This is a genomic window from Ralstonia condita (assembly GCF_958405655.1).
GTDB lineage: Bacteria > Pseudomonadota > Gammaproteobacteria > Burkholderiales > Burkholderiaceae > Ralstonia > Ralstonia condita.
Genome location: NZ_CATYWO010000009.1, coordinates 29,547 through 56,332, shown reverse-complemented (window position 1 = coordinate 56,332; position 26,786 = coordinate 29,547). Strand labels below are relative to the sequence as shown.

26 protein-coding genes are annotated in these 26,786 nt (G+C 64.7%); 11 read left to right on the top strand and 15 right to left on the bottom strand.

Annotation, left to right across the window (positions count from 1 at the left end):
- The first annotated feature begins 18 nt into the window (after positions 1-18).
- Both moeA and R2N03_RS19665 read left to right on the top strand, forming a co-directional pair.
- On the top strand, positions 19-1,299 hold the full coding sequence (moeA, locus tag R2N03_RS19670; protein WP_316659554.1) for a molybdopterin molybdotransferase MoeA: 1,281 nt from the start codon (positions 19-21) through the stop codon (positions 1,297-1,299).
- A 180-nt stretch (positions 1,300-1,479) separates the two neighbouring features.
- Complete coding sequence (locus R2N03_RS19665; RefSeq protein ID WP_045786446.1) at positions 1,480-1,758, top strand: hypothetical protein; 279 nt, start codon at positions 1,480-1,482, stop codon at positions 1,756-1,758.
- A 73-nt stretch (positions 1,759-1,831) separates the two neighbouring features.
- Here the strand turns inward: R2N03_RS19665 and R2N03_RS19660 are convergent, their stop codons facing one another.
- The 5 genes from R2N03_RS19660 to pncB form a co-directional block, all read right to left on the bottom strand.
- Entirely contained in the window at positions 1,832-3,304 is a 1,473-nt protein-coding gene (locus R2N03_RS19660) for a DNA recombination protein RmuC (protein WP_316659550.1), read from the bottom strand.
- A gap of 12 nt (positions 3,305-3,316) precedes the next feature.
- The gene (locus R2N03_RS19655; RefSeq protein WP_316659549.1) at positions 3,317-4,321 is read right to left on the bottom strand and encodes a 2-hydroxyacid dehydrogenase; all 1,005 of its coding nucleotides are present in this window, start codon (positions 4,319-4,321) and stop codon (positions 3,317-3,319) included.
- A 19-nt stretch (positions 4,322-4,340) separates the two neighbouring features.
- A complete protein-coding gene (locus R2N03_RS19650) occupies positions 4,341-5,750 on the bottom strand; it encodes a sodium:proton antiporter (RefSeq protein WP_316659547.1) in 1,410 nt (469 codons plus the stop codon).
- 100 nt (positions 5,751-5,850) lie between these two features.
- Positions 5,851-6,570, bottom strand: a complete 720-nt coding sequence (locus R2N03_RS19645; protein ID WP_316659546.1) for a LutC/YkgG family protein — start codon at positions 6,568-6,570, stop codon at positions 5,851-5,853.
- Between the two features lie 104 nt (positions 6,571-6,674).
- Positions 6,675-7,844, bottom strand: coding sequence for a nicotinate phosphoribosyltransferase (gene pncB, locus R2N03_RS19640; protein WP_316659545.1), 1,170 nt, complete (start codon positions 7,842-7,844; stop codon positions 6,675-6,677).
- A gap of 170 nt (positions 7,845-8,014) precedes the next feature.
- Between pncB and prfB the strand changes: the two genes are divergently transcribed.
- The 4 genes from prfB to R2N03_RS19620 all read left to right on the top strand — a co-directional run bounded on the left by prfB (position 8,015) and on the right by R2N03_RS19620 (position 12,465).
- Positions 8,015-9,119 (top strand): peptide chain release factor 2 gene (gene prfB, locus R2N03_RS19635; protein WP_139219361.1). Its coding sequence is split into 2 segments (ribosomal slippage): positions 8,015-8,095 and positions 8,097-9,119, totalling 1,104 coding nucleotides; the frame shifts between segments, so codons are not numbered across the junction.
- A 25-nt stretch (positions 9,120-9,144) separates the two neighbouring features.
- Positions 9,145-9,885 carry an SDR family oxidoreductase gene (locus R2N03_RS19630; RefSeq protein WP_316659542.1) on the top strand — a complete coding sequence of 247 codons (741 nt, stop codon included), beginning with the start codon at positions 9,145-9,147 and terminating at the stop codon, positions 9,883-9,885.
- Between the two features lie 24 nt (positions 9,886-9,909).
- Complete coding sequence (gene lysS / locus R2N03_RS19625) at positions 9,910-11,454, top strand: lysine--tRNA ligase (protein WP_316659541.1); 1,545 nt, start codon at positions 9,910-9,912, stop codon at positions 11,452-11,454.
- A 267-nt stretch (positions 11,455-11,721) separates the two neighbouring features.
- Positions 11,722-12,465 (top strand): glycine zipper 2TM domain-containing protein, encoded by a 744-nt coding sequence (locus R2N03_RS19620; RefSeq protein ID WP_316659540.1) that lies wholly within the window; start codon positions 11,722-11,724, stop codon positions 12,463-12,465.
- Positions 12,466-12,544: 79 nt separating this feature from the next.
- On the opposite strand, the gene iscX is transcribed toward R2N03_RS19620, so the two are convergent.
- From iscX to iscR, 9 genes are all read right to left on the bottom strand, one after another.
- Complete coding sequence (iscX, locus tag R2N03_RS19615) at positions 12,545-12,739, bottom strand: Fe-S cluster assembly protein IscX (RefSeq protein WP_316659539.1); 195 nt, start codon at positions 12,737-12,739, stop codon at positions 12,545-12,547.
- Between the two features lie 34 nt (positions 12,740-12,773).
- A complete protein-coding gene (gene fdx / locus R2N03_RS19610) occupies positions 12,774-13,112 on the bottom strand; it encodes an ISC system 2Fe-2S type ferredoxin (RefSeq protein ID WP_316659538.1) in 339 nt (112 codons plus the stop codon).
- Between the two features lie 44 nt (positions 13,113-13,156).
- Positions 13,157-15,022, bottom strand: coding sequence for a Fe-S protein assembly chaperone HscA (gene hscA / locus R2N03_RS19605; protein ID WP_316659537.1), 1,866 nt, complete (start codon positions 15,020-15,022; stop codon positions 13,157-13,159).
- 69 nt (positions 15,023-15,091) lie between these two features.
- Positions 15,092-15,619: a Fe-S protein assembly co-chaperone HscB gene (hscB, locus tag R2N03_RS19600; RefSeq protein WP_316659535.1), complete on the bottom strand. Its 528-nt coding sequence runs from the start codon at positions 15,617-15,619 to the stop codon at positions 15,092-15,094.
- Between the two features lie 34 nt (positions 15,620-15,653).
- Positions 15,654-15,854 carry a DUF3565 domain-containing protein gene (locus R2N03_RS19595; protein WP_316659534.1) on the bottom strand — a complete coding sequence of 67 codons (201 nt, stop codon included), beginning with the start codon at positions 15,852-15,854 and terminating at the stop codon, positions 15,654-15,656.
- 10 nt (positions 15,855-15,864) lie between these two features.
- Positions 15,865-16,185 carry an iron-sulfur cluster assembly protein IscA gene (gene iscA / locus R2N03_RS19590; protein ID WP_316659533.1) on the bottom strand — a complete coding sequence of 107 codons (321 nt, stop codon included), beginning with the start codon at positions 16,183-16,185 and terminating at the stop codon, positions 15,865-15,867.
- A 26-nt stretch (positions 16,186-16,211) separates the two neighbouring features.
- Positions 16,212-16,613 carry a Fe-S cluster assembly scaffold IscU gene (gene iscU / locus R2N03_RS19585; protein WP_316659532.1) on the bottom strand — a complete coding sequence of 134 codons (402 nt, stop codon included), beginning with the start codon at positions 16,611-16,613 and terminating at the stop codon, positions 16,212-16,214.
- 59 nt (positions 16,614-16,672) lie between these two features.
- Positions 16,673-17,890: an IscS subfamily cysteine desulfurase gene (locus R2N03_RS19580; RefSeq protein ID WP_316659531.1), complete on the bottom strand. Its 1,218-nt coding sequence runs from the start codon at positions 17,888-17,890 to the stop codon at positions 16,673-16,675.
- An 85-nt stretch (positions 17,891-17,975) separates the two neighbouring features.
- Positions 17,976-18,554, bottom strand: coding sequence for a Fe-S cluster assembly transcriptional regulator IscR (gene iscR / locus R2N03_RS19575; protein ID WP_316659530.1), 579 nt, complete (start codon positions 18,552-18,554; stop codon positions 17,976-17,978).
- Between the two features lie 399 nt (positions 18,555-18,953).
- On the opposite strand from iscR, the gene R2N03_RS19570 reads away from it, so the two are divergent.
- Genes R2N03_RS19570 through rbsK form a run of 5 tightly spaced genes read left to right on the top strand, consistent with a single transcriptional unit; the run spans position 18,954 to position 24,572 of the window.
- Entirely contained in the window at positions 18,954-19,913 is a 960-nt protein-coding gene (locus R2N03_RS19570; protein ID WP_316659529.1) for a sugar ABC transporter substrate-binding protein, read from the top strand.
- A 29-nt stretch (positions 19,914-19,942) separates the two neighbouring features.
- On the top strand, positions 19,943-21,523 hold the full coding sequence (locus R2N03_RS19565; protein WP_316659528.1) for a sugar ABC transporter ATP-binding protein: 1,581 nt from the start codon (positions 19,943-19,945) through the stop codon (positions 21,521-21,523).
- A complete protein-coding gene (locus R2N03_RS19560) occupies positions 21,513-22,520 on the top strand; it encodes an ABC transporter permease (RefSeq protein WP_316659527.1) in 1,008 nt (335 codons plus the stop codon). Before R2N03_RS19565 ends, R2N03_RS19560 begins: the two co-directional genes overlap by 11 nt.
- 20 nt (positions 22,521-22,540) lie before the next feature.
- Complete coding sequence (locus R2N03_RS19555; RefSeq protein ID WP_316659526.1) at positions 22,541-23,581, top strand: LacI family DNA-binding transcriptional regulator; 1,041 nt, start codon at positions 22,541-22,543, stop codon at positions 23,579-23,581.
- 37 nt (positions 23,582-23,618) lie between these two features.
- On the top strand, positions 23,619-24,572 hold the full coding sequence (gene rbsK, locus R2N03_RS19550; RefSeq protein WP_316659524.1) for a ribokinase: 954 nt from the start codon (positions 23,619-23,621) through the stop codon (positions 24,570-24,572).
- A 28-nt stretch (positions 24,573-24,600) separates the two neighbouring features.
- On the opposite strand, the gene R2N03_RS19545 is transcribed toward rbsK, so the two are convergent.
- A complete protein-coding gene (locus R2N03_RS19545; RefSeq protein WP_316659523.1) occupies positions 24,601-26,685 on the bottom strand; it encodes a site-specific recombinase in 2,085 nt (694 codons plus the stop codon).
- Between the last annotated feature and the right edge of the window lie 101 nt (positions 26,686-26,786).

Genomic DNA, 26,786 nt, shown 5'->3' with positions numbered 1-26,786 from the left:
GATTCCCTCACCCACGACATGACCACCCTCGCCTCCGTCGTCTCCTGCCTGTCCGACTACGACCCCAACGCACTGCCCGTCGCGCAGGCCCAGGCCATCATGCGCGACTTCGTGCAACCGGTGAGCGGCTTCGCGTGCGTACCCATCCGCAGTGCGCTCGACCGTGTGCTGGCCGAAGACGTGCTGTCGTCCATCGACGTTCCCTCGCACGACAACTCGGCGATGGACGGGTTCGCCTTTGCAAGCGCCGAACTCGCACGCGGCGAGGGTGATGTGACACTGCGCGTGGTCGGGACGGCATACGCGGGCGTCGCGTTCGACGGGGCACCGGGCGCCGGCGAAACCGTACGCGTCATGACCGGTGCCGTGATGCCCGCGGGCTGCGATACCGTCATCCCACAGGAATTCACACAAGGCGACACCACTACGGTCCGGTTTGCGCGTGATGCCGTGCGCGCTGGCGACAACCGCCGCCTGCGTGGCGAGGACCTCGCCAAGGGCAGCGCGGCACTTGCCGCGGGCCGCATCTTGCGCCCGGCGGACATCGGGCTGCTCGCCTCCCTGGGCATCGCTGAAGTGCCGGTGCGCCGCAGGCTGCGTGTGGCGTTCTTCTCCACCGGCGATGAACTGCGCTCCATCGGCGAGCCGCTCGAAGCCGGCTGCGTCTACGACTCGAACCGCTACACGCTGCACGGCATGCTCTCGCGGCTGGGGGTGGAACTGATCGACATGGGCGTCGTGCGCGACGACCCGGCCGCGCTGGAAGCGGCTTTCCGCACCGCCGCGGAAAACGCCGACGCGATCATCACCTCCGGCGGCGTCTCCGTCGGCGAGGCGGATTTCACCAAGCAGACGATGGCCAAGCTGGGCGACGTGACATTCTGGAAGATTGCCATGCGCCCGGGCCGTCCGATGGCCTTCGGCCGGATCACGTCGAACGGCCGCAGCGCCTTCCTGTTTGGCCTACCGGGCAATCCGGTGGCGGTGATGGTGACGTTCTATCACTTCGTGCGCGGCGCGCTGCTGCGCATGATGGGTGCCGCCGAAGCCGGTGCGCCGCTGGTGCCGGCGGTGAGCGCCGCGCCCATTCGCAAGCGCCCGGGCCGCACGGAATACCAGCGCGCCATCGCGACCCTGAACAGCCAGGGCCAGTTGGAAGTGCGCCTGACCGGCCAGCAGGGTTCGGGGGTGCTGCGCTCCATGAGCGAGGCAAACTGCTTTGTCGTGCTCGCGCATGAGCAAGGCCAGGTCAACGCGGGCGACGCCGTGCAGGTGATCCTGTTCGATGGCTTGATCTAGTGACCGCATCGGCGGCGCGGCATGGCCGCCGCGACCTTCGGACGCGTTGCGGACACATCGTGGAAGCGTGCTGTCGGTTTTTTGCGTCACCTGCCGGGCGCGGGTATCGGCGCCTCGGTCGATTCGCTACACTTTGCGCCAGTTTGATCGTTTCGGATTTGCCTGAGCTTGAGTAATGCCATGATGACCAAGGAGATTGCCTATCTTCACCCGGCCCACACCGCGCGTGCGCTGGTGTTGGTGTATTTGTGTTTTTCGCTGCCGGTCGTAGGGTTGTTCTTCTTCGTCGGCTTTGTCCGCTACGGCGAACTGCCGACAGTGGTCGTGCTCAGCGGCCTGATCCTGAATGCGCTGGTCGGCTTTGGCGCGCTGTGGCTCGCGTGCCGCGCATACAACTGGGTCGCTGCGCGCTTCGGCGGAATCGAGATCGTTCTGCGTGACGTGCCGGAAGAAGCCTGATAGCTCACCGGCGATCCACGAAGCAGGGGCGGAGTCTTCCGCCCCTTTTCTTTGACGGATACCAACGGGCCGCCTACTCGACCTCGGTCTCATCCTCCTGCGGCAAGGCTGTTTCCAGCCCCAGCACGCTCTGGGCAGCCTCACTCGGTAACGCTTCCACGGCCTTGAGCTTGCGGTTCATCTGACGTGTGCGCACCTCGGCCTGCTCGATATTGCTGACGGCGCGTTCCAGCGTCTTCTTGGTCGCAGCCAGCACGTCGCCGAACTTGCCGAACTCGCTCTTCACCGCGCCGAGTACCTGCCACACTTCGCTGGAACGCTTCTCCAGCGCCAAGGTGCGGAAACCCATCTGCAGGCTGTTCAGGATCGCCGTGAGCGTGGTCGGCCCTGCGATGGTCACGCGGAATTTGCGCTGCAACTCATCCGTCAGGCCGGAGCGGCGCAGGACCTCGGCGTAAAGGCCTTCGGTCGGCAGGAAGAGGATCGCGAAGTCGGTCGTGGCAGGTGGCGCGATGTATTTTTCGTGGATGGTCTGGGCTTCCTTGCGCACCGCGACTTCGAGTTCACGGCTGGCGGCCGCGGCGGCTTCGGCATCCGCACGTTCCTGTGCATCCAGCAGGCGTTCGTATTGCTCCTTCGGAAACTTGGCATCGATCGGCAGCCACACCGTCGCTTCGTGATCGGCATCGGTCTTGCCCGGCAGGCGGATAGCGAATTCAACGCGTGCGCCGGTTCCGCGCACGGTCTCGACGTTCTTGTCGTATTGCTCGGGGATCAGCATCTGCTCCAGCAGCATCTCAAGCTGAACCTCGCCCCAGGTGCCGCGGGTCTTCACATTGGTCAACACCTTCTTCAGATCGCCCACGCCCTGCGCCAGCGCCTGCATTTCACCCAGGCCGCGATGCACCTGCTCAAGCCGCTCAGATACCAGCTTGAAGGATTCGCCCAGCCGCTGCTCCAGCGTGGCATGGAGCTTCTCATCGACGGTGCGACGCATCTCGTCGAGCTTGGTGGCGTTGTTGGCTTCGATGTCCTTGAGCTTCTGCTCGAGCGTGGCGCGCACTTCCGCCAGGCGGCGCTCGTTGCCTTCGGCCAGTTGGGCGAGCTGCTGTTGCATCGCCTCGCCGAACCGGCGCAGCGCGTTGCCCTGCTCTTCGCGCGCCTGCTGCGCCTGTTGCTGCAGGCTTTGCCGCACGGCTTCGAGCTGCTGGGTGTTCGTCTCCGTCAGCTTGGTGAGCTGCTGGGCAAACGTGTCGATCTGGTTGTTCTGCAGCGTGGCGACACTTGTGAGCTGCGTGGCCAGCACCTGCTGAAACTGGCCGAGCTGTTGTGTGACATCGCTGCGACCGATGCGCGCCGTCTCGGCGATTTCCGCGCGCAGCTCGCGCTCGATGCGTTCATTGCCGCGAGTCAGTTCGTCGCGCAGCGGTGCCAGCATCGGTGATAGGTCATTCATCTGGCCGCGCGACACGCCGCGCCAGATCAACACACACAGCACGACCACCAGGGCCACGCCCAGCAGCGTGAATAATGCGATCCAGTCCATAAGAGAATCCGGTCAGGCAGACGTGCGCCGCACTGCCAGCGCATCTGGGTTCAACAAATTGGGCGGCTGACCGGCATGCGGACCAAAGCCGAGCGCAGCGATCAGGTTGTCGGCGGCCAGGTTGGCCATGCCCAGGCGCGTGCCATGCGTGGCGCTCGCAATGTGCGGCGTCAGTGCGACATGCTCCGCTTCCAGCAAGTCCGGATGCACATGGGGTTCGCCTTCATAGACATCGAGGCCCGCTGCGAAGATACGCTTTTCTGCCAGCGCCTGCGCCAGGGCCGCGTCGTCCACGATACCGCCGCGCGCGAGGTTGACCAATGTGGCGGTCGGCTTCATCTGCGCCAGCTCCGCCGCACCAATGGCGTGGTGGCTGGACGCAGAATACGGCAGCACCAGCACGAGGTGGTCCGACTGCTTCAGCAGCGCTTCCTTGCTGACGTAGGTTGCGCGCGTCTCCTGCTCGACTTCCGGCACGAGCCGGCTGCGGTTGTGATAGATCACGCGCATCGAGAACCCGCTCGCGCGCCGCGCCAAGGCTTGCCCGATACGGCCCATCCCCAGGATGCCCAACGTACTGCCATACACCTCGGCGCCGAGAAACATATCGTATGTCCACCGCTTCCACTGCCCAGCGCGCAGCCAGCGTTCCGATTCCGGCACACGGCGCGCGGCGGCCATGAGCAACGCCCAGCCGAAGTCGGCAGTCGTCTCGGTGAGGATATCGGGTGTATTCGTGGCCAGAATGCCAGCGCGTGTCATCGCCGGCAGATCCAGGTTGTTGTAGCCGACCGCCATGTTTGCAACCGCGCGCAGCGTCGGCACACGGGCGATCAAGTCTGCGTTGATGGTATCCGCTGCATTGGCCAGCAGGCCTACGCGCCCCTGCAGACGCTCGGCAAGCGCTTCAGGTGGATACGTCACGTCGGCCTGGTTGTCGATCACATCGAAGGTCTCGCGCAGGCGCTCCAGCACCTCAGGAAACAGCGCGCGCGTCACGAGGATTCCGGGTTTCATACGTTCCAACACCGTTCAGTTAGCGGAAAAAGACAAACGTCATCAAGACAAAGATCGGGACAAGGATGCCCACCGACCACAGCATGTAGCCGAAGAAGCTCGGCATCTGCAGGCCACGGCTTTCAGCAATTGCCTTGACCATCAGGTTGGGAGCGTTGCCGATGTAGGTGGTGGCGCCCATGAACACGGCGCCGGCAGAGATGGCTGCCAATGTGGCGACGCCCTCGCTCATCAGCATCCGCGCGTCACCGCCGGCCGTGTTGAAGAAGACCAGATACGTGGGCGCGTTATCGAGGAAGGAAGACAGCAGCCCCGTTGCCCAAAAGTACATCGCGTTGTTGGGCTGCCCGGCACCATCGTTGACCAGACGCACAACCGCCGCGAATGGCCCATCGACGCCAGCCTTGAGCATGGCGATGACGGGTCCGATGGTAATGAAGATGGCGGCGAACAGCTTGCCGACTTCCAGGATGGGCTCCCAGTTGAATTCGTTGCCCTCGCGCGCACTGGCGGGCGTCGCCCAGAGCGACAGCCATGCAATCGACACCAGCCCGATGTCGCGCAGCACGTTCTGCAGCAGCACCTCGGTACCCATCACGTGGAAGACGATGCCTGGCTTCCACAGCCCGCTCATCAGCACGAGCCCCAGGATGCCTGCGAGCAGCACGAAGTTGACGTTGCCTTCGAAGCGCAGCGGGCCTGCCTCATCGGGCGTGGCGTCGGTGATGTTGGGCAGCGCTTCCTTGCCCGTGTGATAGAGGTAGCTGTCGAGGATGTAGAAGAGGACGAGCAGCAACACCCACATCGTCAACGTCTGGCGCCAAAGATGCTGCGCGGTCCAGAAAAAATCGACACCCTGCAGGAAGCCGAGGAACAGCGGCGGATCGCCCAGCGGGGTGAGCGCGCCACCCGCATTCGCCACCAGGAAAATGAAAAACACCACGACGTGCGACCGGTGGCGCCGGGCCTCGTTGGCGCGCAGCAGCGGCCGGATCAGCAGCATTGCCGCACCCGTCGTCCCCATGATGCTGGCCAGGCCGGTGCCCAGCGCGATCAGGCCCGTGTTGAGCCTGGGCGTGCCATGGATGTTGCCGCGAATGCAGATGCCGCCCGCCACCACGTACAGCGCCGCGATCAACGCAATGAAGGGGATGTATTCAGCAAGCGCGGCGTGCACGACGGAGGCGACAGCCGCCTCGGTGCCGAAGCCGATGCCGAAGGGCACCAGAAGTGCAAGTGCCCAGGCTGCCGCGATCTTGCCGTAGTGATCGTGCCAGAGCCTCGGCACCACCAGCGGCGCCATGGCAATCGACAGCAGAATGCCCGCGAACGGCATGCCCCACCACAGCGGAAGCTCAGCGCCATTCACATCGGCGGCGCGTGCGAGACCGCAGACAAACAGGAAGACAAGGGGCCAGAGCCGTTTCACGCAGGCGTTCTCCTTAGCATCGGCGCGCTGAGAAGCCAGGCGCGCCTCACGGATAAAGACGCCAGTGTAAACGCCCGGGGCCCGGGCGATGGCTCGCCGGTCAGGCGCCCGACACCACGATCACGTGCACACGGTATGGGCCATGCGCGCCGAGCACGATGGTCTGCTCGATATCGCCCGTGCGTGACGGGCCGCTGATGACGTTGGTGGCACGGGGAAGCTCGCCTCGCTCCGCGCGCATCAGCGCGTAGGCATCTTCGAGGCCGGCGACGATGCGCGACTGCGGCACCACGGCGATATGCGTCTCCGGGAGCAGCGCCGTGGACGCCACGTTGTCCGGCCCGGACAGCAGCATCAGCGAGCCTGTCTCCGCAATGGCGCAGAAGCAGCCGGTAATGCCGACGAGGTCACCGTGTTCCTGATCGGCATGCGGCTCGCGCACCGGCGGCCGGAACTCGACGGCCAAGCCAGCCGCCGCCCAATCGAGCGGCTGCAGCGTCGTCCAGGCCACAGCCTGCGGCTTGAGGCCCAACCCCGCCAGATACCGGGCCGCGGCAGCGGGCACCTCCGCGAGCGTGGCCACGGTATCGAGCGTGGACGCCATCTTCAATGCCTGCTCGGCGAAGTGCGCGACAAGATCGTCCGGCATCGGAGGGCGCGGGCCGGCCGGATGGCGCTTCAGGTAATCCGCTACCGCGTCATGTTCGCCCGGCGTCGGCTGCTCTGGGCGATGCTGCGCGTTGCGGATGCGCGCGAAGATCGCATCGCGTGCACGGGTCGTATCGAGCGGGTCGGCGGGGGTATCCGGTCGTGTGTCCATGGCGGCTCCGAAAGATCGGTCGATTATACGAGCCGCCTGCGCGGCCATCGTCCGGCGCCGGTGAAACTTATTCGACGCCCGCGTGAGCCCAATTGCACCCCGGGCTATTGCACGCCGAAGACTTGCTTCAGATACGTGAGATAGGCCGGGTCGTCGCACATGGTCTTTTCGGGCGCATCCGACAGCTTGGCCACCGGCTGGCCGTTGCAACGGACCATCTTGATGACGATCTGCAGCGGCGTGTAGCCCAGATCGTTGGTGAGGTTGGTCCCCACGCCGAACGCCAGTTTGCAGCGATCATGGAAGCGCTCATACAAACCGATGACCTTGGGCATGTCCAGGCTGTCAGAAAAGATAAGGGCCTTCGACTTCGGATCGACGCGCAAATCTTCGTAATGCTTGAGCATGCGCTCGCCCGATTCGAACGGATCGCCGGAATCGTGCCGCACGCCGTCGAAGAGCTTGCAGAAGAACATGTCGAAATCCCGCAGGAAGGCGTCAAAGCCGTACGTGTCCGAGAGCGCGATGCCGAGATCGCCGCGGTACTCCTTGGCCCAGGTTTCCAGGGCAAAGGTCTGGGAATCGCGCAGGCGCGGGCCGAGTGCCTGACAGGCTTGCAGATACTCATGCGCCATGGTGCCAAGCGGCGTCATGCCATGCTTCATCGCGAAGTACACATTGCTGGTGCCGGCGTATTGGGCGCCCAGTTGCGCGCGCGCCTCCAGGAGCACATGTTCGTGCCAGGTGTGCGAAAAACGGCGGCGCGTGCCGTAATCGGCAATGCGGCAGTCTTCCAGACCCGGACGCATCAGCGACCGCAGCTTCTCGGTCAGCCTGCGCTTGCCCTCTTTCCACTGCGGATGCGTTTGCGTGCGACTGAAGTACACCTCGTTGACGATGGCCAGTACGGGCACCTCAAACAGGATCGTGTGCAGCCATGGTCCAGCGATGACAATCTCGATCTGGCCATCATTGCTGGGCGCCGGTCGCACTTCGATGTACTTCTCGTTGAGATGGAACAGGCCGAGAAAATCGACGAAATCGCTCTTGATGAAGCGCATGCCGCGCAGGTAATCGAGCTCGGCATCGGTAAAGCGCAGGGTGCACAGGTGGCGGATTTCCGCGCGAATCTCGTCAATGAACGGCACCAGGTCGACGCCTGGGTTCCGGCACTTGAACCGATATTCAACGTGCGCACCGGGAAAGTGATGCAAGACCACCTGCATCATCGTGAATTTGTACAGGTCGGTATCGAGCAGCGAGCGAATGATCATCGGGACGGCGCCAAAAGCCACGGAGATGGAGCGCCATGCTAACCGAAGCGACGCCGCGCGCCAGACGAGGCGCATCAATCTCTTCCGATACCCGTCTTTTGCCCGGCAGCGCAGCCGGAAAACCCCTTGATTCCGCTATAATTTCCGGTTTCCGACCGGATTTTTGCACCATGGAAGCAGAACGCCTCAATGCCGTCCAGAACACGTTGGCCGACCTGAAGTCGCGCGCCGACGACCTTCGGAGGTATCTTTGACTACGACGTCAAATCTGAACGTCTAGTTGAAGTCGACAAGGAACTCGAGAACCCCGAGGTCTGGAACGATCCCAAACGCGCCCAGGAGCTGGGTCGCGAAAAGAAGTCGCTTGAAACCGTCGTACTGGCCCTGACCAAGCTCGACGAAGACCTCACCGGCGGCGCCGAGCTGTTCGAGCTGGCCCGCGAGGAGGGTGACGACGACACCATCGAAGCCATCGAGGCTGACACCGCGGGCATGCGCGCCATTGTCGAAGACATGGAATTCCGCCGCATGTTCTCCGGCCCGATGGACGCTGCCAACTGCTTCATCGACATCCAGGCCGGCGCCGGCGGCACCGAAGCATGCGACTGGGCGTCGATGCTGCTGCGCCAGTACCTGAAGTACTGCGAGCGCAAGGGCTTCAAGACCGAAGTGCTGGAAGAGTCTGAAGGTGACGTGGCCGGCATCAAGAGCGCGTCGATCAAGGTCGAGGGCGAATACGCGTTTGGCTTCCTGCGCACCGAGACCGGCGTGCACCGCCTGGTGCGCAAGTCGCCGTTCGACTCGGCGGGCGGCCGCCACACATCGTTCTCGTCGATCTTCGTGTATCCGGAAGTCGATGATTCGATCGAGATCGAGGTCAACCCGGCCGATCTGCGTGTCGACACGTATCGCGCTTCGGGCGCGGGCGGTCAGCACATCAACAAGACCGACTCGGCCGTGCGGATTACGCACATTCCGACCGGCATCGTCGTGCAGTGCCAGAACGACCGGTCGCAGCACCGCAACCGTGCCGAAGCGATGACGATGCTGAAGTCGCGCCTGTACGAGCACGAACTGCGCAAGCGTCAGGCCGCTGCCGACGCACAGGAAGCCGCCAAGACGGACGTGGGCTGGGGCCATCAGATCCGCTCTTACGTGCTGGACCAAAGCCGCATCAAGGATCTGCGCACGAACGTGGAAATCTCCAACACGCAGAAGGTGCTGGACGGCGACCTGGATCCCTTTATCCAAGCCAGCCTGAAGCAGGGCGTCTGATCCGAGCCACACCCGAGCGACTGCCATGTCCGACACGTCCCTGTTCATCCTGACCGGTGCCTCGCGCGGCCTGGGCGCCGCGCTGGCCCAGGCGCTGATGCAGCCCGGTCGCCGCCTGATCTGCGTGGCACGCGGCGATAACGCCGAATTGCGCGCGCAGGCGGCAGCCGCCGGCGTGACACTCGACTGGCACCAGGTCGACCTGTCCGACGCGCATGCCGCCGAGGCGTGGATGACCAAGACGCTTGCCGCCCTGCCCGCCTTTGCCAACGTGACGCTGGTGCTCAACGCCGGCGCGGTCGAGCCGATTGGCACCATCGACACGCTGCGTGCCGATACGCTGCTGCCGCACCTGCAGCTGAACCTGGCCGGCCCGATGGCGCTGACCGCTGCCCTGCTGCGTGGCACCGCCGAGTGGAACGCGCAGCGCCGCGTGCTGGCGATCTCGTCGGGCGCAGCACGCCGGCCGATCGCCGGTTGGGCTGCGTATTGCACGGGTAAGGCGGGGCTCGACATGTTCGTGCGCGCCATCAACGCCGATGGCGACGCCAGTGTGCGCGCCGTGGCGCTTGCCCCAGGCGTGATCGACACCGACATGCAACGCACCATCCGTGGCGCCGACTTTGCCGGCGTGCAGCGCTTCCGCGATCTGCACGCGCATGGCGAGCTGGTCTCGCCGCAAGACGCCGCTGCGCGCATCGCCGCCTACCTCGTCCGCCCCGACTTTGGCGCGACCGAGCTGGACGACCTGCGCAACATCGCCTGAACCGACATTCCTCTCCTCACCATCATGACCGAACAGAACAACCCGGCCGAATCGAATACCGCGGCCGCCGTGCCGGCGCAGGACGACAACAAGATCATCGCCGAGCGCCGCGAGAAGCTTGCCGAGATCCGCCAGCAAGGCGTCGCGTTTCCCAATGATTTCCGCCCGACGCACCATGCCGGTGATCTGCAAGCGAAATACCGCGAGTTGGAACAGGCTGCGTTCGAAGCCGAACCGGTGCAAGTGGCCATCGCCGGCCGCATGATGCTCAAGCGCGTGATGGGCAAGGCCAGCTTTGCCACCGTGCAGGACAGCACCGACCGCATCCAGTTCTACATCAGCCGCGATGCAGTGGGCGAAGACGTCTACGCCAGCTTCAAGAAGTGGGACCTGGGCGACATCGTGGCTGCGCGCGGCACGCTGATGAAGACGAAGACCGGCGAACTGTCTGTGGCTGTGACGGAGCTGCGCCTGCTCTCGAAGAGCCTGCGTCCGCTGCCGGGCGACTACTACGGCCTGGCCGATCAGGAACAGAAGTATCGCCAGCGCTACGTCGATCTCATCGTCTCGAAGGAAACGCGCGACACGTTCCGCGCCCGCACCAAGGCCATGGCCTCGCTGCGCAACTTCATGGCCGGCAACGGTTTCATGGAAGTCGAGACGCCGATGCTGCATCCGATCCCGGGCGGCGCGGCAGCCAAGCCGTTCATCACGCACCACAATGCGCTGGACATGCAGATGTTCCTGCGCATCGCGCCGGAGCTGTACCTCAAGCGCCTGATCGTGGGCGGTTTCGAGCGTGTGTACGAGATCAACCGCAACTTCCGTAACGAGGGCGTGTCTCCGCGACACAACCCCGAGTTCACGATGATGGAGTTCTACGCGGCCTACACGGACTACCGCTGGCTGATGGACTTCACCGAGCAGTTGATCCGCCAAGCTGCGATCGACGCCTCGGGCACCGCCACGCTCACCTACCAGGGCCGCGAGCTGGATCTGGCCAAGCCGTTCCATCGCCTGACCATCTGCCAGGCGATCCAGAAGTACGCGCCGCAATACACCGACGCGCAACTTGCCGATGTCGACTTTCTGCGCGCCGAGCTGAAGAAGTTCAAGATCGACACGAACGCGCCGCAATTCCTGAACGCCGGCGTTGGCACGCTGCAGCTCGTGCTGTTTGAAGAAACCGCCGAGTCGCAACTGTGGGAGCCGACGTTCATCATCGACTACCCGGTCGAAGTGTCGCCGCTGGCGCGCGGCTCCGACACGCTGCCGGGCATCACCGAGCGCTTCGAGCTGTTCATCACCGGCCGCGAAATCGCCAACGGCTTCTCCGAACTGAATGACCCGGAAGACCAAGCCGAGCGCTTCCGCAAGCAGGTCGAACAGAAGGACGCCGGCGACGAAGAAGCCATGTTCTATGACGCCGACTACATCCGCGCATTGGAATACGGCATGCCTCCGACCGGCGGCTGCGGCATCGGCATCGACCGCCTGGTGATGCTGCTCACCGACAGCCCGAACATCCGCGACGTGATCCTTTTCCCGCACCTGCGCCGGGAAGACTGATCGGCTTAGCTTCCCCTATAAAGAAACGCCCCTTCGGGGGCGTTTTTTGTTGCCCGCGCATCGGCAAATCCCGCGCCTACCCTGCCATTTGTAACATCGCCTCGCTTTGACAACGTGTATCAAATACCGCCAAGTATCTGATTTTCAATAGAAAAATTGGAGTACAGATGCTTACAAATTAAAACGGCATCCGTTTGGGCGATGGACCACACTGTGATCATCGAAGGGCCGAACAACGAACCAATCACGGGCCGCAGGAGAACGAAGATGACGAACAACATCCAACCGAACCAAGGTCAACAATACGGTGGCACCTCGCCGGGTCAGGTGCCGTCGTCGTCACGACGGATGCATCCGCTGATGACCACGGCGGCTGTGGCCGTGATCATCGCCAGCCTGACCGCTGTGGCCGCCATCACCGGCGTGCTGCCGACCTCGAAGGCAACGCAGGGCAGCAACGACCCGAATGTCGCCGCGCAATCGGCAGCGGCCATGCCGGGCGCTTCAGCCCCGCTGGCGCTGGCTGCACCGGGTCAAACGACACAGCCAAATCACGCGGCTCCGTATCCGGCACAGAACGTGGCGCCCGCTCCAACGCGAGCTCGCGAGCCGTACTACGCGGAACGCGCACCGTCGACGAGCCGGAGCTATGCGCAAACCCAGCCGCGTCAGTCGGCCAGCCCCTATGCCGGCCATGTGACGTCTGTCACCCCCATCACCACGCAAGGCAGGGAAACTGGCCTGGGCATGATCGGTGGCGCTGTGGTGGGCGGGCTGCTGGGTAACCAGATTGGCCGCGGCAATGGCCGTACGCTTGCGACGGTCGGCGGCGCGGTGGCAGGCGGTTACGGCGGCCATGTGGCGGAGAACTACTACAGCCGCGACACCCAATACCGTGTGAACGTGCGCATGGACAACGGTACGAACCGCAGCTTCACGTACAAGGCTGCCCCGGGCTTCCAGGCAGGCGAACGCGTCCATATCGAGAACGGTACGCTGGTGGCTGGTTAATCCGCCGTCGCCTTCGACCCAAAAGAAAAACCGGCCCTCGGGCCGGTTTTTTCATGCGTACGCGTTGGAGGCTACGCGTTTATTCCGCTTCGTCGATCCAGGCTTGCTGGATGGCTTCGAGAAACTTCTCGCCGCCACGCTTGTGGTCGTCGTCAAAGCCTTCCAGCGTGACGACCTTGTTATGCAGGTCGACAAAGTTCAAGCGCGTCGGATCATCGTCTGGGTACTTGTCGTACAGCGCTTCGGCAATTTGCTGGATATCGTTCCATTTCATGATGGGCTCCCTGTCCACCGACGGCCGTGCCGGGTCAGTGGTTTTCCTTGGCGTGGTTGATCGTGTACTTGGGAATCTCGATCGTCAGGTCCTCGTCGGCCACCTTGGCCTGGCAAGACAGGCGCGAATTCGGCTCCAGGCCCCAGGCTTTGTCGAGCAGATCTTCTTCCTTCTCGGAGGCCTCTTCCAGCGAGTCGAAGCCCTCACGCACGATCACGTGGCAGGTGGTGCAAGCGCACGATTTCTCGCAGGCATGCTCGATCTCGATATCGGCATCCAGCAGCGCATCGCAGATGCTCGTGCCGGTCTTGGCTTCGATCACAGCCCCTTCCGGGCAGTATTCGACGTGGGGAAGGACGACGATTTGTGGCATGAAAAACTCGTTCGATGAAAGGTGGATGGGCACGGCGACAGCGATCAGCCGAGCTCCTCGATGCGTTTGCCGGCGAGCGCATTGCGAATGCTGCGATCCATGCGGCGCGCGGCGAAGTCGTCGGTACCGCGGGAGAGCGCGTCCACGGCGTCTTTGATGGCGCGGTGGTCTTCACCCTGCATGGTGGAGCGCACCGCCGCCATTTCGGTGTCGATGGCGTTGCGCTCTTCCGCCGAGAGCAGGTCACCGTCGGCTTCCAGCGCATGCGACAGTGCTTCGAGCAGGCGCTCGCCTTCCACACGCTCTTCGGCGAGGGCACGCCGGCGCATGTCGTCTTCGGCGGACTGGAACCCTTCCTGCAGCATGCGCGCGATGTCATCGTCGCCCAGACCGTACGACGGTTTCACGGTGATCGACGCTTCAACGCCGGAAACGGTTTCACGCGCCGAGACCGACAGCAAGCCATCGGCATCGACCTGATACGTCACGCGAATGCGTGCGGCGCCGGCCACCATCGGCGGGATGCCGCGCAACTCGAAGCGGGCGAGCGACCGGCAATCGCCGGCCAACTCGCGTTCGCCCTGCAACACGTGGATGGCCATGGCGGTCTGGCCGTCCTTGAACGTGGTGAACTCCTGCGCGCGCGCGACAGGAATCGTGCTGTTGCGCGGGATGATCTTCTCGACAAGGCCGCCCATCGTCTCAACGCCCAGCGACAGCGGGATCACGTCGAGCAGCAGCCAGTCTTCGCCCGGCGCACGGTTACCGGCCAGCAAGTTGGCCTGCATGGCCGCACCGATGGCAACCACCTGGTCGGGATCGAGGTTCGTGAGCGGCGTCTGGCCAAACAATTGGCCGACGGCACGGCGGATGATAGGCATGCGCGTCGCCCCCCCGACCAGCACCACGCCCTTGACCTCTTCGACCGTCACGCCCGCATCGCGCAACGCGCGGCGCACCGGCGCCAGCGTCTTCTGCACGAGGTTTGCCGTCAGGTCTGCAAAGGTTTCGGCGGTGAGCACGAGATGCACGGTCTCTCCGCTGGAGAGCATCGCATCCACCTCGGTGCTATCGGCAGTGGACAGCCACTCCTTGGCCGCGCGCGCCTTGTTCAGCAGCAGGCGCGTGTCTTCGGCCGACAGCGGCTGCAGGCCGGCCTGTTCGACGATCCAGCAGACGATCCGCTGGTCGAAATCGTCCCCGCCGAGAGCAGAGTCGCCGCCCGTGGACATCACTTCGAACACGCCCTTGGTGAGCTTGAGCACGGAGATGTCGAACGTACCGCCGCCCAAGTCGTAGACCGCATAAATACCTTCAGCGGCATTGTCCAGGCCATAGGCGATAGCTGCGGCGGTGGGTTCGTTCAGCAGGCGCAGCACATTCAGGCCGGCCAGCTTGGCGGCGTCCTTGGTGGCCTGGCGCTGGGCATCGTCAAAATACGCCGGCACCGTAATCACAGCGCCGACCAACTCGTCGCCCAACGTATCTTCCGCACGCTGGCGCAGCGTGGCCAGAATCTCGGCCGACACTTCCACGGGGCTCTTCACGCCTGCCACGGTCTTGAGTTGCACCATACCGGGGGCGTCGACAAAGTCGTACGGCGTGTTCTCGATGTGGGCGACATCCCTCAGGCCGCGGCCCATGAAACGCTTGACCGAGACGATGGTGTTCTTCGGATCGCGCACGGCCTCGGCCTGGGCCTTATAGCCAATGTGCGCGCCGCCGGACGGCAGATAGCGCACCACCGAGGGCAACAGCGGACGGCCCTGGTCATCAGGCAACACTTCCGGCACGCTGCTGCGCACGGCTGCCACCAACGAATTGGTGGTCCCTAAATCTATGCCGACCGCCAGTCGGCGCTGGTGGGGTGCTGGCGACTCGCCGGGTTCGGAAATCTGCAGTAAAGCCATGGAGGTGTCTCGATTGCGCGGGTGGACGGCCTGTCTTGGCAAGCCCGCCGTTGTCACAAAATCTGGGTTTCAGTCTTCCAGCCGGTCAATGGCCTCGGCAGTATCACGTTCGATCTTCTCGATGAACATCAATTGGCGTACGGCATCAGCGGCTGCTGCGTCGTTGCCTGCGCCATTGAGCAGCCCGGCCAGCGCTGCATACCGCGCGCGCTTTTCCTTGCGCAGCATGCCGAGCAACGCGTCCAGTGCATCGACGTCGCGTTCAGCCCTGGCATCGCCCAGCGACTCGCGCCACTCCAGTTGCTGCATCAGGAAGGCCGGCGGCATGGCCGTATTGTTTTCCGCCTGCACATCCATGCCACGCAGGTGCAGCAGATAGGTCGCGCGCTTGAGCGGGTCGCGAAGCGTCTGATAGGCCTCGTTGGCGCGCGTGGCCCATTGCATGGCGACCCGGCGTTCAGCGTCGCCGGCATGCGCATGGCGATCCGGGTGCGCCTGCGACTGCACGGTGCGGTACGCAGCATTCAGTGCGTCGTCGTCGACCTCGAAGTGCTCGGGCAGGCCGAAGAGGGAAAAATGCGTATCGCTGGGGTTCATGAACAAAAAAAGCGGCCGCGCCGCCTCGGTGTTGCTACTCGACGGGTTCACCCCGATCGCACTTCAGGCATTCCACCACCACGCCGATCTTGCTGGCACGCCCGCCCTCGGTTTCTGTCCAGGGCCGCAACTGCCAGGGCGGATCATGGCGCATGTGCTGCCCGTGTCCGCAAGCGAGACGGGCGACCCAATGGCCCTCCTCGTCCCGCTCGAAACCGACAATCGACTGCTTCAAGCTGCCCCGCTCACACGCGGAACGACTCGCCGCAGCCGCACTCGTCCTTCACGTTCGGGTTGTTGAAGCGGAAGCCTTCGTTCAGCCCTTCGCGTGCGTAATCCAGTTCGGTGCCATCGATGTAGGGCAGGCTCTTCGGATCGACGATCACTTTGATGCCGTTGGATTCGAAGACCTGGTCTTCGGAAGCGATCTCGTCGACATACTCGAGCTTGTACGCCAAACCGGAGCAACCGGTCGTCTTTACGCCGACGCGCAGCCCCAGGCCCTTGCCGCGGCGGGCAAGGTAACGTGAGACGTGCTGCGCAGCCTTGTCTGTGAGGGTGATCATGCGACGTCCTCTCGTGTCGATCGGCCTCAGGCCGCCTTCTGCTCGGCCGTGCCGTGCTTTTCCTTGTAGTCGGCAACCGCTGCCTTGATGGCGTCTTCAGCCAGGATCGAGCAGTGGATCTTGACCGGCGGCAGGGCCAGCTCTTCAGCGATGGCCGTGTTGCGGATCTCCAGCGCCTGATCCAGCGTCTTTCCCTTCACCCACTCCGTCACCAGCGACGACGAGGCGATGGCCGAGCCGCAGCCGTAGGTCTTGAACTTTGCGTCTTCGATCACGCCCTGCTCGTTGACCTTGATCTGCAACTTCATCACGTCGCCGCAGGCCGGCGCGCCGACCATGCCGGTACCGACCGTATCGTCGCCCTTTTCGAACGAGCCGACGTTGCGCGGGTTTTCGTAATGATCCAGAACCTTGTTGCTGTAAGACATATCACACCTCTTTCAATCGTTGGCTGGCGCGGGGGCGCCGTTGTTCTCAAACGCCGCGCTCAGTGCGCCGCCCATTGAATGCTGTTCAGGTCCACGCCGTCCTTGTACATCTCCCACAGCGGGGACAGGTCGCGCAGCTTGCCGATCTTGTTCTTGAGCAGCTCGATCACGTAGTCGACTTCCTGCTCGGTGGTGAACCGGCCCACCGTGAAGCGGATCGAGCTGTGTGCCAGTTCGTCGTTGCGGCCCAGGGCGCGCAGCACATACGACGGCTCCAGCGAGGCCGAAGTGCAGGCCGAGCCCGACGACACGGCGACATCCTTGATCGCCATGATCAGCGACTCGCCTTCCACGAAATTGAAGCTGATATTGAGGTTGTGCGGCACACGATGCTCCATGTCGCCGTTCACGTACACCTCTTCCATCGTGTTGAGACCGCGATAGAGGCGATCGCGCAGCATGCGGATACGCTCGTTCTCGGTCGCCATCTCTTCCTTGGCAATGCGGAAGGCCTCACCCATGCCGACGATCTGATGCGTGGCCAGCGTGCCCGAACGCATGCCGCGCTCGTGGCCGCCGCCGTGCATCTGCGCTTCGATGCGGATACGCGGCTTGCGACGCACGTACAGTGCGCCAATGCCCTTCGGACCGTACGTCTTGTGTGCCGAGAACGACATCAGGTCGACCTTCAGCTTCTGCAGGTCGATCACCACCTTGCCCGTGGCCTGTGCGGCATCGACGTGGAAGATCACGCCCTTCTCGCGGCAGATCTCGCCGATCTGCTCGATGTCCTGAATGACGCCGATCTCGTTGTTGACCATCATTACCGACGCCAGGATGGTGTCCGGGCGGATGGCCTGCTTGAAGGCGTCGATGTCGATGAGGCCGTTGTCCTGCACGTCCAGATACGTCACCTCAAAGCCTTGCCGCTCCAGTTCACGCGTCGTGTCGAGCACAGCCTTGTGCTCGGTCTTGACGGTGATGATGTGCTTGCCCTTACTGCTGTAGAAGTGCGCCGCACCCTTGATCGCCAGGTTGTTCGACTCGGTCGCACCCGAGGTCCAGACGATTTCGCGCGGGTCCGCGTTCACCAGCGCGGCAACTTGCTCACGCGCCGTCTCGACGGCCTTTTCAGCTTCCCAGCCGAACGGGTGACTGCGCGAAGCCGGATTGCCGAAGTGCTCGCGCAGGTACGGAATCATCTTGTCGACGACGCGCGGATCCACCGGCGTCGTCGCGGAATAATCCATGTAGATGGGAAGATGCAGGGTGCTCATTGTCTTATCTGCCTTGTGTGGGGGCGATGTTCCATATGCGGGACCGGCTCGTCTGGCCAGGCCTCACGCTCGCGCCATCATGCAATCATGACTGCGCCAGGCTGAAAACCGAATTGACCAGCGGCGCTCGCTTGACCGGCTCAGCCGGCACGGGCCCGGCCGGCACATCGGCGCCACGCGCACGGGCCGGGGTGCGTTCCCGGCGCGCCGGACGCGCGTCGCGCATGTCCTGCAGCACTTCGGGCTGACGCTCGCGTTGCTGATCGACCAGGTTCTGCAGCGAAACCGAATCGAGGTACTCCACCATCTTCTGATTGAGCGTGGCCCAGAGGTCATGCGTCATGCAGCGGCCGGTGTGTTCCTCGCCGCCGCAATTGCCTTTGCCGCCACACTGCGTGGCATCGAGAGGCTCGTCCACGGCGATGATGATGTCGGCAACGGTGACGTCATCGGCACGGCGCGCGAGGCTGTAGCCGCCACCGGGGCCGCGCACGCTTTCCACGATCTCGTGGCGGCGCAGTTTGCCGAAGAGCTGCTCCAGATACGAGAGCGAAATCTTCTGGCGCTGGCTGATGCCGGCCAGCGTGACCGGCCCATGCTCCTGGCGCAGCGCCAGGTCAATCATGGCGGTAACCGCAAAGCGGCCTTTCGTGGTCAATCTCATGGCGTCGGGGAAATACCTGATCGTTTTGCTCAAGTATAAAGGAACCCGACAAAATCGGTCAACTAAGGTGTCGGGAGATTCCGCGCCGCAACAAGGGGCTTTACCGGGCCCGAGTGTTCGGGCTGCCGCGCGGCAGAGCGTATTGTGGACTAATTCAATCAACCATGCCCGATAGGGGTATCGCAGCGCACCCTGGCCCGTCTCCGGCATGGAAATCAACGGCCGCGGGTTTTCCCTTATGCAGAATCCGATCCAAATTCATTGACTTTTGTTACGTGGCAAACGAGACTGTCGAATACGCAAACGTTTGCGAACGGCGTGGCGCGATTGCCCTTATGCCTCTGGGCAACGACGTCCGCACTCACCCGCCCAGATCGGTCCCTTCGTGGAGGAGACACCATGGATATCCGCCGTCGCCGCGCCCTGCAACTTGGCGCGGGCTCAGCTGCTGCACTTGCACTGCCCCTGTCGTTTTCCCTGGCCCGTGCCGCCAATCAGCCGCCGAAGATCGCGCTGGTGATGAAGTCGCTGGCCAACGAGTTCTTCCTGACCATGGAGAACGGCGCCCGCGCTCACCAGAAGGCGCATGCCGCGCAGTACACGTTGCTGGCCAACGGCATTCGCGATGAAACGGATACAGGTGGCCAGATCCGCCTGGTCGAGCAGATGATCGTCTCGCGCGTCGATGCGCTGGTGCTGGCGCCGTCCGATTCCAAGGCGCTGGTTCCGGTGGTCAAGAAGGCCGTGGATGCAGGCATTCTCGTGATCAACATCGACAACCGGCTGGACCCGGACGCGCTCCAGGAGAAGGGGCTGCATGTTCCCTTCGTCGGCCCTGACAACCGAAAGGGCGCACGGCTGGTCGGCGATTTCATCGCGAAGTCGCTCAAGCCGGGCGACGCAGTGGCCATCATCGAAGGCATTCCGACCACCACCAACGCCCAGCAGCGCACCGCCGGCTTCAAGGATGCAGCAGAGGCGGCCAAGCTCAGGATCGTGAGCGTGCAATCAGGCGAATGGGAGATCGACAAGGGCAACAAGGTCGCCGCAGCCATGCTGCGTTCGCAGCCTGACCTGAAAGCCCTGCTGTGCGGTAACGACAACATGGCGATCGGCGCGGTGTCGGCCGTCCGGGCGGCGGGCAAGATCGGCAAGGTGCTGATCGGCGGGTACGACAACATCGACGCGATCAAGGCCATGCTGGCCGACGGGCGCGTGGCAGCCACCGCAGACCAGCACGCCGACCAGCAGGCCGTCTATGGCATCGAGACCGCCCTGAGGGCGCTGGCGGCCAAGACGCCGCAGGCGAAGCTGTCGGGTGTCGTCGAGACGCCGGTCAACCTCGTCACGCGCACGTAACGCCCCAGACAGGCCAGCCGCCGCCAGCCATGCCAGCCGCCCACGAACCGCGCCCTCCCCTGCTGCGCGCTTCTGCCATCAGCAAGCACTACGCCGCTCCCGTGCTGCGCGAGATCGATCTCGACGTGCAAGCGGGCGAAGTGCTCGCGCTCACCGGGGAGAACGGCGCGGGCAAGAGCACGCTGTCCAAGATCCTCTGCGGACTCGAGACGCCGACTTCCGGCTCGATGACGTTAGGCGGAACCGCGTACGCGCCGGCCTCGCGCCATGCCGCTGAGGCGTTGGGTGTGCGCATGGTGCTGCAGGAACTGAGCATGGTGCCCACGCTTACCGTGGCGGAAAACCTGTTGATCGGAGAGCTGCCGCGCCGGCTGGGCTTTGTTGACCGCACCACCCTGCGCCGCCGGGCCGAGCAAGCGCTTGCGCGCGTCGGCCTGGACCTCGACCCGTGGACGCCCGTGCACACACTCGGCATCGGCCATCGGCAGATGATCGAAATTGCACGCGCCCTGGCGAGTGCCTGCCGCGTGCTGATCCTCGATGAGCCGACCGCCATGCTGAGCGCGCACGAGAGCGCCACGCTGTTCCGGCGCATCGACGCGCTGCGCCGCGAGGGAGTGGCGATCCTCTACATCTCTCACCGCCTCGACGAGCTCGCGCGCGTTGCGGACCGCATCGTCGTGCTGCGCGACGGCAGGCTCATCACGGACGCGCCCGCGGCAACGGTCACGCAGGACGCGTTGATCCAGGCGATGATCGGCCGAGACGTGCCCGCTTCGCCCGAGACCCGACGCGCCCCCCGCGAGTCGTCGCCAGGCGATGGCGCCCCCGCGCTGCGCGTGACAGGGCTCACGCGTGTGCCCGCCGTGCGCGGCGTGTCGTTCGATGTGGCGCGGGGGGAGATCTTCGGTATCGCGGGACTGGTGGGCGCAGGTCGCACAGAGCTGCTGCGGCTGATCTTCGGCGCGGATCGCGCGGACGCAGGCACCGTCGAGGTGGGCTCGCCACTGAGGCCCGTACGCATCAAATCCCCGGGCGATGCGGTGCGCCACGGGATCAGCCTGCTCACCGAAGACCGCAAGGACGAGGGCCTGTTGCTCGGTCTGCCGATCGCGACCAACATGGCGCTGGGCAACATGCCGGCTGTGACAAGCCACGGCTGGCTGCAACCGGCACGCGAACGTGCGCTGGCGCAACGCCACATTGGCGCGCTGCGCATTCGCTGCGCCGGACCGGATCAACCCGTGGGCGAACTCTCGGGCGGCAATCAGCAGAAGGTGGCGATCGCCCGGTGGCTCGAGCGCGACACGCCTGTCCTGCTGTTCGACGAGCCCACACGCGGCGTTGACGTGGGCGCCAAGTTCGACATCTACACGCTGCTCGGCGCGCTGGCCGCACGTGGCAAGGCGCTTGTGGTGGTCTCCAGCGACCTGCGCGAACTCATGCAGCTATGCGATCGCATTGGCGTCATGCGTGAGGGCCGCCTGACACACATCTTCCCGCGCCACGGCTGGAGCCAGGACGCCCTGCTGGCGGCTGCGTTCGGCGAATCGGGGGAATCCGATCCGCTGCCTCCCAAGTCCTCCCCGGAGATCGCCGATGCGCTCTGATTCCACCTTGCCACCTGCACCCGGTACGACGGTAGCCAGCGCGCGCTCGGCGCTGGGCATGTCGCTCGGCGCCATCGGGGGACTGCTCGCAGCGCTCGTCGCCATGCTGGTGCTGTTCGGGTCGCTGTCGTCCACGTTCCTCACGGTATCCACCTTCACCACCATCGCAAACGAGATCCCCGACCTGCTCGTGATGGCCGTGGGGATGACGTTCATCCTGATGATCGGCGGCATCGATCTGTCGGTGGGCTCGGTGCTGGCGCTCGCGGCGTCGGTGCTGTCGGTCGCCATGACGCAGTTCGGCTGGGGTCTGCTGCCGGCGGCGCTGGCGGGTGTGGCACTTGCCACGGCGGCCGGCATGCTCACCGGCACGGTGACGGTGCATTGGGGCATTCCGTCGTTCATCGTGTCGCTGGGCGTGCTGGAAATGGCACGCGGCCTGGCCTACAGCCTGACGGATTCGCGCACGGTCTACATCGGCAGCGCGGTCGACTGGCTGGCCAACCCGATTGCGCTGGGGATTGCGCCGGCATTCCTGATTGCCGTTGTCATCACGGTGGCCGGGCAGATCGTGCTGGTGCGCACGGTGTTCGGACGCTACCTCGTCGCCATTGGCACCAATGAAGAAGCCGTGCGGCTGGCGGGCGTGAACCCGCGCCCCTACAAGATCGCCGTCTTCGCGCTGATGGGCCTGCTATCGGGCCTGGCCGCGCTGTTCCAGGTGTCGCGGCTGGAAGCCGCCGACCCGAACGCCGGTGTCGGCATGGAGCTGCAGGTGATCGCTGCCGTGGTGATCGGTGGCACCAGCCTGATGGGCGGACGCGGCTCGGTGGCGCGCACGCTGTTCGGCGTGCTCATCATCTCGGTGCTGGAGTCGGGCCTTGCGCAGATCGGCGCGTCCGAGCCCACCAAACGAATCATCACGGGCGCGGTCATCGTCGCGGCCGTGGTCATGGATACCTATCGCAGTCGGCGCAACCGCGCCAAACAGCATTAATCGAGACAGAGGAGTTCAGCATGGCAACCATCAAGGACGTCGCCGCATTGGCCGGGGTTTCGTTCACCACCGTCTCGCACGTCATCAACAACACGCGACCCGTCAATGCCGAAACGCGTAAGCGCGTGGAAGAAGCCATCCGCGCGACGCGCTACGTGCCCAGCGCCGTGGCGCGGTCGCTCAAGCACCGCACCACGCGCACCATCGGCGTGCTCGTGCCCACTGCCACCAATCCGTACTTTGCCGAGCTTGCCCGCGGCATCGAGGATGTCTGTGCCGCAGCGGGCTACAGCGTGATCCTGTGCAATTCCGACGACGATCCGCGCAAGCAGCGTGACTACCTGCGCGTGCTGATGGAGAAGCGTGTCGACGGCATCATCGTCAGCAGCGCGGGGCCGGACAATGCGCTGATCGAGGCCCTGGGAGAATCCGCCCTGCCAGTGGTGATGGTCGACCGGCCTACCGAGGGCATCCAGGCCGACCAGGTACAGGTCGACCACGAGGAAGGCGCCTACCTTGCCACCAAGCATCTGCTGGAGCTTGGCCACCGGCGCATCGCCTGCATCAGCGGCCCCTCGGAGCTGAGCGTGACCGCAGGGCGCCTGGCCGGCTTTCACCGCGCGCTGCGTGAGGCCGGTGTACCGGAGGCGTCTGTCCGCGTGGCAGAGGGCGACTTCACCAGCCCCGGCGGCTACCGCGCCGCGCGACAACTGCTGACCGAAGGCGAACAGCCTACCGCCATCTTCGCCAGCAATGACCTGATGGGCATCGGCGCCCTGCGTGCCGCCGCCGAACTGGGCATCCCGGTGCCGAAAGCACTATCGATCATCGGCTTTGACGACATCGAGCTGAGCCGCTACGTGTATCCGGCCCTGTCCACCGTTGGACAGTCGATCCGGCAGCTGGGCGAGACCACTGCCACCACGCTGCTCGAGCAACTGAACGACGCGGCGCTGCGCCACCCTACCGACGAGCGCCAGGCCCGCCGTATCGTGCTGCCGCCGCGGCTGTCGCTGCGCGAGTCGACCGCCGAGCCGGCGCGCCCGGCACGTGCTGCCTGACCCCGATCTGCCCATCCTTCCTCAACGTAGTCCCGCCATGGTGGTAAAGCGCCCTTCCGCCTTCGAAGCTGCCGACGTGCTGATCGTCGGCAGCCTCAACATGGATCTCGTGATCCGCACGCCGCGCTTGCCGCGCCCCGGACAAACGGTTTCAGCACCTGCCCTGGAGACCATTCCGGGCGGCAAAGGCGCCAATCAGGCGGTGGCTGCGGCGCGGCTGGGTGGCCGGGTCGCCATGCTGGGCTGCGTGGGCGATGACGCGCACGGCATGGCCCTGCGCGACGGCTTGCGACGCGAGGGCGTGGATACGTCGATGGTGTCTGCCCATCCCGGGGTCACCACGGGCATCGCCTGCGTGACGGTATCCGACAACGGTCAGAACACCATCGTGATCGTTGCGGGCGCCAACCAGTTGCTCACACCCGCCATGATCGAAGCGCAGCGCGCTGCGTTCGAGCGCGCTCGCGTGGTCGTCTGCCAGTTGGAATCCCCGCCGGACGCGGTCGAGTACGCACTCAAGCTCGGCCAGCAGCTGGGCAAGACGGTCATCCTGAATCCGGCACCGGCCATTGGCCCGCTGCCCACGCCGTGGCTGGCCGCCTGCGATTATCTGATCCCGAATGAGACCGAAGCCGCGCTCCTGACGACCCGGCCGGTCGACTCTCCCGAAGCCGCCCTGGATGCCGCCGCCGAGTTGCACGCGCAGGGCGCGCGGCGCGTGATTGTCACGCTGGGTGCGCGCGGCATTGCCTATGTGGACGCCACCAGGCGGCTGCTCATGGCCGCTCCCAGCGCTCACGCCATCGACACCACCGCCGCGGGCGACACGTTCGTCGGTGCGCTGGCCACGGCACTGGCGGAAGGGGCGACGCCGGACGCGGCTATCCAGTTTGGGCAGGCGGCGGCGGCCGTGTCGGTCACGCGGCTGGGTGCGCAGCCGTCCATCCCCTTCCGCAGCGAATTGGGCTTGCTGGCCGCCCACGCACCCTGAGCCAGGGCGTCCCTCCCGCCCGGCACACTCAGGCTGCGGAACTGCTGCCAGGCGGCATGGCCGCGGTGGCGGCACGCGGCACGAGCAGGCACAGCGGATCGCGCAGGATGCGTCGCCAGATCGCACGCGTGATGCGCTTGCGATCCAGCCCGCGCAGATTGCGCGAACGCATCGCCATGTTGAACGCCAGCGCAAATGACACCAGCACGTTGAGCACGCCCATCAGCGCAATGCCGGCGACGGCCAGCCAGAACGCAGCGGTGTGCATCACGCCAGCCCCGAGCACGCCCACGGCGGTAGCCACGGCGCCGGTCGACAGCGTGACGTGCCGCACCTCCACATGCGGCCCGAAAAACGACACGATCTCCGGCCCCAACCCGAGCATGAAGCCCAGCGACACGTTGGCGACAATGCCCGAGAGATTGCGCTTGCAGAACGCGGCCAGGCGCTGGGCACCCCGCCCGCCCACCATGAAGCGCAAGCGCCGGTGGTAGGCGATCACATCATGCACGCGATGTAATGCGAACCAGTTATCGGCCCAGCCTGCGGCCAGGCTCGATGCCCACAGCAACACCCCTGTGAAGATGGCATACAACGGCGTCGGCCCAAGGATCGTGAACGAATCGATGGTCGCTACCGCCTTTTCGGGCGTAATCAGGTTCGTGTGCAGCAGCCGCGCCGCCGCCCACTGCACGAGGAACGCCACCGGCGCCACCGCCAGGAGGTTCCCGGCAATCGCTGCCGCGTTGGAGCGGATCATGGCGACGGTATCGTCGACAAAGCGGTCCAGCCCCTCCGGGCGGCCCACCTGATCGAGCCGGTGCGCCAGCGCGGGCGCGGTCATGGCCGGCTGCTTGGTCGCAAGCGTGAAATGCGCGAAGTGAATGCCGAGAAAGCTGACTGCGTAATTGATTGACGCCAACAGGCCTTCGGTAAAGCGTGTCAGGTGCGCGCCGGTAATGAAGAACTTCAGATACACCGTGGCCGCCGTGATGACCCCGCCGCCAGCCGCCGCCCTCACCATGGCGCCGTATTCCTGACGGTCCCGGGTGATGTAGTGCTCACCGGTTTCGGCGGAACGCTCGACCACCTTGCGCGCCAGATCGGCAAACGTAGAACGGACGAGGTAGCCGACGCTGCGGCGATGCTGACTTGCCGAGACAAGCTCCGCCGTCAGGTGCGTGAAGCGACGCGTGGCTCGTGTGTCGGCCCAGGCCGTGAGCAACAGGTCGATACGGCCGAGCCACGCCTTCATGCGCTCGACCTGGAACACGACTTCGACCGAGACACCATTCTCGTCGAGATGCTGATAGACGCTTGCCGTGGCCGTGCGGCATTCATCCAGCATGGCGCGAAAGTAATTGAGGCGCTGCGCGAAGCGCTCAGGGCTGACAGGGCCTTCACCCTCGCGTTCGAGGAAGATCGCGTTGGCCGCGTCGGCAAGCCGGTAGAACGGTAGCTCGGTGACATCCGCATGGTCCATGCGGGTGCGAATCGCGCGCGACAGCCCCGCCGCCCGCACCTGGCTGACCAGGATCTGAATGCTGATGCCGAGGCTGCGCTCCAGCCGCGTCTGGCCGGGGGTCTCGTCCGTATCACCCAGACCGGCACGCAACAGGGCACGCAGGCGTATCACCAGTTCGTCGTCCAGGCCGTCGACCCACGCGGCATCGTGGGGGCCGACGAACAACAGTGCGAACAGCGTTGCCAGCTGGGGTTCGTTCGGCGCGGGCGGCAAGAAGCGCGCCTGCCACCGGTCGATCAGCTCGCCCCAGAAACCGGCTCGCGACGACAGGCCCGTATCACACAGCAGCGACACCGGATCGTTATCTTCGGCAATGCTGCGCAGCGTCCGACCAACCCGTTCAGCCAGCGCGGGATTGTTTTCCAGCACCTGCAGCAGATAGCGCAGACGCGCATAGCGCCACGATTCCGAAGCAGCGCCCTCTGGCCGATCGGTACGGCGCAGCCAGTAAGCCAGTTCAATCAGCCATTCATTGCGTTCGGCCAGGCTGCGTGCAGGCTCGAACTGCGCCAGGATGGCGTCGAGCTGATGGCTGGCGTGCCGGGAAGCGCGCCACTTGCGCCACGGACTGAGCAGAAAATCAAACATCGAACTCCCTTGATGACGGACACACGCGCCCGTGGGCGGCACCGTGTCCTGGTTCGCCAATCAGGCGGCGCACTGCGCCCCAATCTGATCTGAACGTGTTT

Excerpts from the sequence above, each read along its gene's own strand:
- moeA (WP_316659554.1), top strand. The coding sequence starts at position 19 with ATGACCACCCTCGCCTCCGTCGTCTCCTGCCTGTCCGACTACGACCCC.
- R2N03_RS19665 (WP_045786446.1), top strand. The coding sequence starts at position 1,480 with ATGATGACCAAGGAGATTGCCTATCTTCACCCGGCCCACACCGCGCGT.
- R2N03_RS19660 (WP_316659550.1), bottom strand. The coding sequence starts at position 3,304 with ATGGACTGGATCGCATTATTCACGCTGCTGGGCGTGGCCCTGGTGGTC.
- R2N03_RS19655 (WP_316659549.1), bottom strand. The coding sequence starts at position 4,321 with ATGAAACCCGGAATCCTCGTGACGCGCGCGCTGTTTCCTGAGGTGCTG.
- R2N03_RS19645 (WP_316659546.1), bottom strand. The coding sequence starts at position 6,570 with ATGGACACACGACCGGATACCCCCGCCGACCCGCTCGATACGACCCGT.
- pncB (WP_316659545.1), bottom strand. The coding sequence starts at position 7,844 with ATGATCATTCGCTCGCTGCTCGATACCGACCTGTACAAATTCACGATG.
- R2N03_RS19630 (WP_316659542.1), top strand. The coding sequence starts at position 9,145 with ATGTCCGACACGTCCCTGTTCATCCTGACCGGTGCCTCGCGCGGCCTG.
- lysS (WP_316659541.1), top strand. The coding sequence starts at position 9,910 with ATGACCGAACAGAACAACCCGGCCGAATCGAATACCGCGGCCGCCGTG.
- R2N03_RS19620 (WP_316659540.1), top strand. The coding sequence starts at position 11,722 with ATGACGAACAACATCCAACCGAACCAAGGTCAACAATACGGTGGCACC.
- iscX (WP_316659539.1), bottom strand. The coding sequence starts at position 12,739 with ATGAAATGGAACGATATCCAGCAAATTGCCGAAGCGCTGTACGACAAG.
- fdx (WP_316659538.1), bottom strand. The coding sequence starts at position 13,112 with ATGCCACAAATCGTCGTCCTTCCCCACGTCGAATACTGCCCGGAAGGG.
- hscA (WP_316659537.1), bottom strand. The coding sequence starts at position 15,022 with ATGGCTTTACTGCAGATTTCCGAACCCGGCGAGTCGCCAGCACCCCAC.
- hscB (WP_316659535.1), bottom strand. The coding sequence starts at position 15,619 with ATGAACCCCAGCGATACGCATTTTTCCCTCTTCGGCCTGCCCGAGCAC.
- iscA (WP_316659533.1), bottom strand. The coding sequence starts at position 16,185 with ATGATCACCCTCACAGACAAGGCTGCGCAGCACGTCTCACGTTACCTT.
- iscU (WP_316659532.1), bottom strand. The coding sequence starts at position 16,613 with ATGTCTTACAGCAACAAGGTTCTGGATCATTACGAAAACCCGCGCAAC.
- R2N03_RS19580 (WP_316659531.1), bottom strand. The coding sequence starts at position 17,890 with ATGAGCACCCTGCATCTTCCCATCTACATGGATTATTCCGCGACGACG.
- iscR (WP_316659530.1), bottom strand. The coding sequence starts at position 18,554 with ATGAGATTGACCACGAAAGGCCGCTTTGCGGTTACCGCCATGATTGAC.
- R2N03_RS19570 (WP_316659529.1), top strand. The coding sequence starts at position 18,954 with ATGGATATCCGCCGTCGCCGCGCCCTGCAACTTGGCGCGGGCTCAGCT.
- R2N03_RS19565 (WP_316659528.1), top strand. The coding sequence starts at position 19,943 with ATGCCAGCCGCCCACGAACCGCGCCCTCCCCTGCTGCGCGCTTCTGCC.
- R2N03_RS19560 (WP_316659527.1), top strand. The coding sequence starts at position 21,513 with ATGCGCTCTGATTCCACCTTGCCACCTGCACCCGGTACGACGGTAGCC.
- R2N03_RS19555 (WP_316659526.1), top strand. The coding sequence starts at position 22,541 with ATGGCAACCATCAAGGACGTCGCCGCATTGGCCGGGGTTTCGTTCACC.
- rbsK (WP_316659524.1), top strand. The coding sequence starts at position 23,619 with ATGGTGGTAAAGCGCCCTTCCGCCTTCGAAGCTGCCGACGTGCTGATC.
- R2N03_RS19545 (WP_316659523.1), bottom strand. The coding sequence starts at position 26,685 with ATGTTTGATTTTCTGCTCAGTCCGTGGCGCAAGTGGCGCGCTTCCCGG.